This window comes from Nocardia sp. NPDC057455, assembly GCF_042802775.1.
Taxonomy (GTDB): domain Bacteria; phylum Actinomycetota; class Actinomycetes; order Mycobacteriales; family Mycobacteriaceae; genus Nocardia.
Genome location: NZ_JBHVDM010000033.1, coordinates 63,311 through 70,508, shown reverse-complemented (window position 1 = coordinate 70,508; position 7,198 = coordinate 63,311). Strand labels below are relative to the sequence as shown.

Genomic DNA, 7,198 nt, shown 5'->3' with positions numbered 1-7,198 from the left:
ATCACGAGTCGCCTCAGACGGTGAAGTAATGGAACAACAGCACCGAAAGCCCCAGACCCACGGCGAGATTCACGACCACCGCGGATCCGAACACCACCACCGGCCGCCAGCCCGCTTCGCGTAGTCCGCGCAGCGAGAACTCCAAGCCGATGGAGACGAACGCGAAGATCAGGAACCAGGTGCGAAGATCGTTGACGATCGCGATGTGCGCCGCGCCCGACTTCTTGTCCGCCGCCTGCAGGTAGAGCGTGCCGATGATCGATGCGGCGATGAAGCCGAGCACGAACTTCGGGAACCGCTCCCAGAACTGGCGCACCGAGGGCCGCACCGCGCCGGGCACGCGCTCGACGCGCAGCGTGAAGTACGCGGTCAGCGCGATCGCGACCACACCGATCAGCGCGTTCTGCGTGGTCTTGACGATCGTGGCGATCTGCAGCGCCTGCTCCCCCGCGATCGCGCCCGAGGCCGCGACCGCCGCGGTGGTGTCGATGTTGCCGCCGATCCAGGCGCCCGCGACCGCGTCCGGCAACCCGAGCGTCTCCGCCAACCAGGGCAGCAGGAAGATCGAGGGCAGGGCGAAGACGATCACCAGCGAAGCCGCGTAGGCGATCTGCTCGCGTCGCGCCTGCACCGCACCCGCCGCGGCGATGGCCGCGCTGACGCCACAGATCGAGACCGCCGAGGACAGCAGCGCGCGCAGCTTGTCGTCCAGGCCGAGGCGCCCGCCCAGCCACCAGGTGAAGCCGAACACGGCCGTGATCAGCAGCAGCGCTTGCACGATCGACGGGCCCGCCGCGGTGAGGAGGATCTTCAGATTGATCGACGCGCCGAGCAGCACCACTCCGGTCTTGATGAAAAACTCGGTGCGGAAGCCCGCCGAAAGTCGCTCGCGCAGGGCGAGTCTCGTCAGTACGACGTTGCCGATCAAGCCGAGCGCGATGGCGTACACCGGGTATTCGATCGACTTGGCGACCCGCTGGAACGGAGTGTCCACCGCCCACCGCGGGACGTGTGTCTCGAAGTAGCGGGTGAGAGCGCCCAGCACGATCACGACCGCGATGCCGGCGGCGATCGCCCCCGCCGTCGGACGGGACACCGCCTGCAGCACTTCGGTTTCCGAGGACGGGACATCGGCACCCGCCGACCGCGGGCCGGGCTCGTCGCCGGTCGGCGCCGTCGATTCTTTCGCCGTTCCGGCACCGCTCTCGGCCATCACGGCACCAGCCGATCCGGAATCACGCCGAGCAGAACCAGCACGATCAGGAGCAGCCCGGCGATCGCCGCCAGCCAGTCTTCGTTCCAGGTGAATGTGCTGCCCGACTGCTCCTCGGGTGGTGACTGTGACACGGGGGCTCCTTGCGTTTCCTCATCGAGAGGCCGCACGGTAGCAACACCCGGTCACAGCGCACACCGATTGCGCTCAGCCTGAGCCGATCAGGCGTTTGGGACGAATTCGGCGTTCAGAATGCGCGGCAGGAGCGAATATCGGTGGCCAGGATGGCTTTCGCGCCCAGATCCGCCAGCTGGTCCATCAGCTCGTTGCTCTGCTTGCGCGGAACGAGCGCACGCACGGCCATCCAGCCGGTATCGGCCAGCGGCGCCACGGTGGGCGACTCCAAGCCGGGGGTGATGACGAACGCCTCGTCGAGCAGTTCCTTCGGGCAGTCGTAATCCAGCATGACGTACTGCTGGGCGAAGACCACGCCCTGAACCCGGGCGATGAGCTGGTTGCGCGCCCGGTCGCTCTGGTCGGCGTCCTTGCGCTCGACCAGCACACCCTCGGAATCGCAGAGCGACTCTCCGAAGGCCACCAGATTGTGCTGACGCAGCGTGCGCCCCGAGCCGACGACATCGGCGATCGCGTCGGCGACGCCGAGCTGAATGGAGATCTCCACCGCGCCGTCCAGGCGGATCACCTCGGCCTCGATGCCCCGGCGGCGCAGATCGTCCAGCACCAGGTTCGGGTAGGAGGTGGCGATCCGCTTGTCGTGGAGGTCCTCGACCTTCCACTCCCGCCCGGCGGGGGCGGCGTAGCGGAAGGTGGAGCGGCCGAACCCGAGGGCGAGCCGTTCCTGCACCGGCGCGCCGGAATCCAGTGCCAGATCACGTCCGGTGATACCGAGATCGAGTTCCCCGGAGCCGACGTAGATGGCGATGTCCTTCGGCCGCAGGAAGAAGAACTCGACCTGGTTGGCCGGGTCGAGAACGGTCAGGTCGCGGGAATCGGTGCGCTTGCGGTAGCCCGCTTCCGCGAGGATCGAGACGGCGGATTCGGACAGGGCGCCTTTGTTGGGGACTGCGACGCGCAGCATGGGAGAGGTCCTTTCGGGAGGAGAGACGGGGTGTCGGACGGCCGTCACAGATGTCGGTACACGTCCTCGAGCTTCAGCCCGCGACCCACCATCAGCACCTGCACCCAATACAGCAGCTGGGAGATCTCCTCGGCGAGCGACTCGTCGCTCTCGTGTTCGGCGGCCAGCCATACCTCACCGGCCTCTTCGAGCACCTTCTTACCCTGGGTATGCACGCCGGCGTCCAGCGCGGCAACGGTTCCGGACCCCTCGGGGCGGTTGACCGCACGATCCTGCAGCTCGGCGAACAGGGATTCGAAGTTCTTCACGATGAGCCATTGTTTCAGACCCGGATGCGGGCCCGTTGCTCCGGCCCACGATGGCCGGGAACGGCGACCGCCCGGCTCCTCCGCCCCTGGCAGGTGCGGAAGAACCGGGCCGGAGGGCGCCTAGTTCGCGGCGAGCAACGCCCGCAGATCGGCGACCGCCGCGCGCAGGTGGTCGGCGAAGGCGTGCATCTGGTCGGCGACCGGCTTCGGAGTGGCGAGGTAGAGATTCCAGCGGTCCGGGAGCAGGACGTAGGCGATGCCGATGCACCGGGAGCTGGTGGAGCCGAAACCGAAGTAACGGATGTTGACCGACGGCGCCGAGCTGGTGCTCAGGTAGTCGTCGCGCATGATCGTCCAGCCGGGGCTGTCGTAGAGCGGGATCGGGTCGGTGACGCCCAGTTCCGCACCGCGACGGCGCTGGATCCACTGCAACTCCCAGAGGTGCTGCTCGGGCGCGGCCCCGGCCTGGCACTGCTTGGCCCGTTCCACGTGCGCGGCCGCGGCCGTCCGCGCCGCGGCGAGCTGGGCCTCGGCGCTCGCGTCCGGGTCCTGCATCGCGTCCACGAAGGCGATCATCTCCGGAGTGACCACCCGCATGGCCTCGGTGCGGCCGTTGCGGTACTGCCTGGTCGCGATGGACTCGTAGGTGGCGCCGGTGAGCCCCTTGCTGCGCCGATGGGCCAGCTGGTAGCTCAGTTGCGCGAACGCGTCCGGCGAGATGCCCAGCTGTTTGGCCTGCATGGTGCCGAAGTCCGGGAACGACAGCGTCTGGGTGGCGTTCTCCGCGGCGTACCGGGCGAAGGCGGCGCCCGCCGCGGCGATGTCACCGCGCTGCGCCTCGTCCAGCACGAACTCGATCGGCTCCACCGCGGGCAGTCCCTGCGCCTGCGCGCCGGAGCGCGTGGCGTGTTCCTGCACCGGGGTCTCCAGCAGGGCGTCCACGAACGAGAGGATCGTGGTGCCGTCTAGCCCGCAGTGTTCGACGTTGATGCCCGCCTGTCCGTCACCGAAGACGATGAAGGACACCGACTTGTCGAACCACCGGTTCGCACTGTCGCCGTGCAGCAGTTCGTCGCACGCGTGCAGTTCGTCGCGCGGAGCGAAGTCCTCGAGACAGACGGCGAACAGCGCCGTCTCGATGGTGTCGAGCGCCGCGGCGTTCGTCGGTTCGTCCAGCAGCCGCTGCCTGCTCTCCGCCCATTCCGCGCGGGCCTTGGTGGTGAGCTGCCCGACGGCGGTGTCGGTACGGGCCGGGCGGGCGCCCGCCTTGAGCACCGCGCGCAGCCCGTCGGCGAGGTCCTCCGGTGAGTACGGCGCTCCGTCCGGGCCGAGAACGTCCATCCGGAACGGGCTGCCGTGGAAGAAAACGACGATGTGCCGGGCCTGGGAGGGGCCCGGCCAGTCCTCGCTGTAGGGGACTCGCACCGTGTCCTGCTCCGCGCCGGGAATCCTGGTCTCGGAGAACAGGTACTTGTTCTGCCACATGGACAACTGCTGCCCGCGCTGGGTCACCGGCGGAACGGTCTCCTGGTCCAGCGCCAGCTTGTAGTCCACGGCGGCGGAGATGATGGCCGCGGCGCGGTCCACCTGAGTTGCCTCGGTGGAGGCGGCCAGGGGCGTGTCGTCCCGGAACAGGAAGAAGAAGTTCGCGTTCAGGGCGATCCGGTCCCGCCTGCCCAGGTACCGCGACGGCCAGAACAGGTCGAGCCAGCTGCCGACCCCGGGCGTCGCGTCGTACTCCGCGAGCGCCGCGTGCAGCGTGCGCCCCGGCCCCTCGGGTCGCAGCAGGTCGTCGACCGCCGACCGGGTGGCGGCGAGTTCGTCGGCGGTCAGCAGCGGTTCGCACCACTGCAGGAACCGGCCACAGCTGTCCTCCAGCGTCGGCAGGGGCACCCGGGGTAGGTGGTCGTCGGCGGCGAAGGTGCGTTCGGTCAATGCTTGTCCTCGGTGTCGGCGTGATGTTTCGGCAGCGGCCTGGACAGGTACAGGTTGGCATACAGCCATCCCTGATCTTCCCGGCCGGTCGTGTCGATCCCATTGGCGGACAGGGTGTTCAGTACCTGCGCCTGCTCGGCCGGTGAGGCGAACCTGCGTTGCTCGTACAACCCCGGCGCCTGCTCGGTCCGGTAGCCGAGCGCGGCGAGTTCCGCCTCGATCGGTGCGAAGTCGAACATGCGCAATACGAAGTGTGCCATCCACGGCCGCCTGCGCGGGTGTGCGGTGGCCACGCGAGTCAGGGTCTTCTCGGTGACGTAGCCGATACAGCCGGTGGAGACGACCAGATCGGCGGTCGCCAGCAGGGCGCGCTGCTCCTCGGCCGGTTCGCCGGACTCCAGGTCGGCGTGCACCACATCGTGCAGGAGCCCGGCCTCCCGCGCGTAGTCGAGGGCGGGGCGGGAGGCGTCCATGCCGAGGAAGCGGACGTCGTCCGCCGCGGCCGGCGACGCGACGCGGGCTCGGTCGCGCTGGATCAGACCGGCCCGATCGATGTCGCCCACGGCGTAGTGCTCGGCCAGTTCGCCGATCGTCGTGTCGAAACGCAACAGCGCGGCATTCACACCGTAGGAACAGCCGATGTCGAGCACCGTCGGCACGGCCACCCGCGCGGAAGCGCGGAATTCCCGAATCTGCTGCTGGAAGAACGGTTTCGCCAGTTCCGGAATGCGGTAGTCCAGATCGGACATGCGCGCGTAGTACGCGCGCGGATCGGGGCGGTCGTAGATGTCGTCGAAAGACGCTTTCCCGGTCGTGTGTAACGGCACTGGCACTGTCGGTCCTCTCGGGTCGAGCTCGGTCAGTCGAGCCGTTCGGCTCAGTCGAGCAGTCGATCGCCCCGGACGGCGTCGGCCGCGGCGGCTAGGTGGTCGGGTAGCACGCGACCGAACAGTTGCCGGGTGCGCTCCACCGTGCCGACCATTCCGGGACGATCGGTGTAGGCGAAAATAGCCGAATGGCGTTCGCGCGCACCGCCGACGGGTGAGACGCGGTGCAACGAGAAGCGACCCTGGAACAGCTGCAGGTCGCCCGGTCGCAGTTCGAGCCGCTGGACGAAACGCCCGCCGGTGCCGGTCAGCACAGCGCGGACGTCGTCGAGGTGTTCCGCCTCTGGTGTGCGGATACCGGGGCAGTACTCGAAGACACCACCGTCCTCGGCGGGCTGGGTCAGCATCGAGACGGTGAATTCGTTCGTGTCGAAATGCCAGGGATGCGACATACCGGGCGCGACGACGTTGAGGCACAGTCCGGCGAGCGGATCGGCGAACTCGTGCAATTCGGGCAGGCCGAAGCAGTCGGCGACGAACCGCTGGAACAGCTCGTCGGTGTAGAGCCGGTGGATCAACGCGTCGGCCGGGATGCGGTCGCGAGGCACGAAGGCGTTACCCCGCTCCAGCACGATCCGGCCCGGATGATCCTCCGGCAGCTCGGCGTCCAGGGGGATGTTGTAAGCGTTGACCCGCTCGACCTCGTAGTGCGCGTGCGGGGCCATCAGCTCCCCCTGCGCCCGCAAGGTCTCGGTCAGTTCCGGGCGGATGAAGCCACGCAGCACGGTGCAGCCGGTGTCGGCCAGTTCGGCACGTGCGCGCCGCACCGCCTCCCGCAGCGCAGACCCGTCCGGATCCGCCAGGGGATACTGTGCGATATCTACGATCTCGTCGAGTACACCCAACGCTGCCATGGCGTCATTTTGGTGGAGCGGTCGCCGACACGCCCGGGATTCGGCGAGATTGCCGGTGATCACGGTCACACCTACCAGCTGCGAGCACTCCCGTTGCGGCACAGTAACTCTCGGCCTGCGTCGGGCCGAAGCGGCACGGCGGACGATCGCCCCCGACGGCTCAACCGCGTACGCGCAGAGCGTGTTCGAGATCCGCGACGGTCAGCCCGATCAGCGATTCCCGGAACACCCTACCGGGCGCGTGCGGCACCGGGATCTCGCACGGGACCACCACCAGCGCGCAGCCCGCGGCCTGTGCCGCACGGGCGCCGGTGGGCGAGTCCTCCACCGCCACACAGCGTTCCGGATCGAGCTCGAGCAGCTCGGCGGCGCGTAGGTAGACATCCGGCTCCGGTTTGCCGTGCGCCACCTCGTCGCCGCACACCGACACGTCGAAGAAGTCGCGGCCCAGGGTGTCGAGACCGAATTCCGCGAGCGACCGCTTGGTATTGGTGACGAGCGCGCTGGACAGACCCGCCGCGCGAACCATGGCCAGCGCGTCCTTCGCACCCGGCCGCCACGGGATTGGCCCGGTCATCAATTCGGTGACCCGCCGTTCCAGGAACTCCCCCGCCGCCCGCAGCGAGTCGGGCGTGGGCTCGATGCCCAGACCGGTGAACATGATGCGCAGAGCGTTCGGCCCCGATGCCCCGATCAGCGCGTGCCGGACCGCGTCGGTCATCTCGTGGCCGTGCTCGCGCGCCAGTTCACGCACCGCGACGTCCCAAAGTTTCTCCGAGTCCAACAGCGTGCCGTCCATGTCCCAGAGCACACCGGCCAGTCGCGCCGTCACGTTCGGTCCTTCTCCTCTATGTCGTCCCTGTCATCGGTACAGCCCGGCGGGCCGTCCGCAGCCCGGTCGG

8 protein-coding genes are annotated in these 7,198 nt (G+C 68.6%); all 8 read right to left on the bottom strand.

Translation table 11 applies throughout. The annotated features are described in order from the left end of the window. Positions 1–13: 13 nt before the first annotated feature. Complete coding sequence (locus tag ACFU5M_RS16105) at positions 14–1,213, bottom strand: YeiH family protein (protein ID WP_379049345.1); 1,200 nt, start codon at positions 1,211–1,213, stop codon at positions 14–16. Further along, complete coding sequence (locus tag ACFU5M_RS16100; RefSeq protein ID WP_379049343.1) at positions 1,213–1,347, bottom strand: hypothetical protein; 135 nt, start codon at positions 1,345–1,347, stop codon at positions 1,213–1,215. The genes ACFU5M_RS16105 and ACFU5M_RS16100 overlap by 1 nt, the downstream gene beginning before the upstream one ends. 113 nt (positions 1,348–1,460) lie before the next feature. Further along, entirely contained in the window at positions 1,461–2,312 is an 852-nt protein-coding gene (gene hisG, locus ACFU5M_RS16095; protein WP_379049341.1) for an ATP phosphoribosyltransferase, read from the bottom strand. A gap of 44 nt (positions 2,313–2,356) precedes the next feature. Then, the gene (locus tag ACFU5M_RS16090; RefSeq protein ID WP_039798430.1) at positions 2,357–2,620 is read right to left on the bottom strand and encodes a phosphoribosyl-ATP diphosphatase; all 264 of its coding nucleotides are present in this window, start codon (positions 2,618–2,620) and stop codon (positions 2,357–2,359) included. A gap of 120 nt (positions 2,621–2,740) precedes the next feature. After that, complete coding sequence (locus ACFU5M_RS16085) at positions 2,741–4,555, bottom strand: choline/carnitine O-acyltransferase (protein ID WP_379049338.1); 1,815 nt, start codon at positions 4,553–4,555, stop codon at positions 2,741–2,743. Further along, positions 4,552–5,388, bottom strand: a complete 837-nt coding sequence (locus ACFU5M_RS16080; protein ID WP_379049336.1) for a class I SAM-dependent methyltransferase — start codon at positions 5,386–5,388, stop codon at positions 4,552–4,554. Before ACFU5M_RS16080 ends, ACFU5M_RS16085 begins: the two co-directional genes overlap by 4 nt. A gap of 44 nt (positions 5,389–5,432) precedes the next feature. Then, a complete protein-coding gene (locus ACFU5M_RS16075) occupies positions 5,433–6,296 on the bottom strand; it encodes an arpA protein (RefSeq protein ID WP_379049334.1) in 864 nt (287 codons plus the stop codon). Positions 6,297–6,456: 160 nt separating this feature from the next. Beyond that, positions 6,457–7,128 carry an HAD family hydrolase gene (locus tag ACFU5M_RS16070; protein WP_379049333.1) on the bottom strand — a complete coding sequence of 224 codons (672 nt, stop codon included), beginning with the start codon at positions 7,126–7,128 and terminating at the stop codon, positions 6,457–6,459. Between the last annotated feature and the right edge of the window lie 70 nt (positions 7,129–7,198).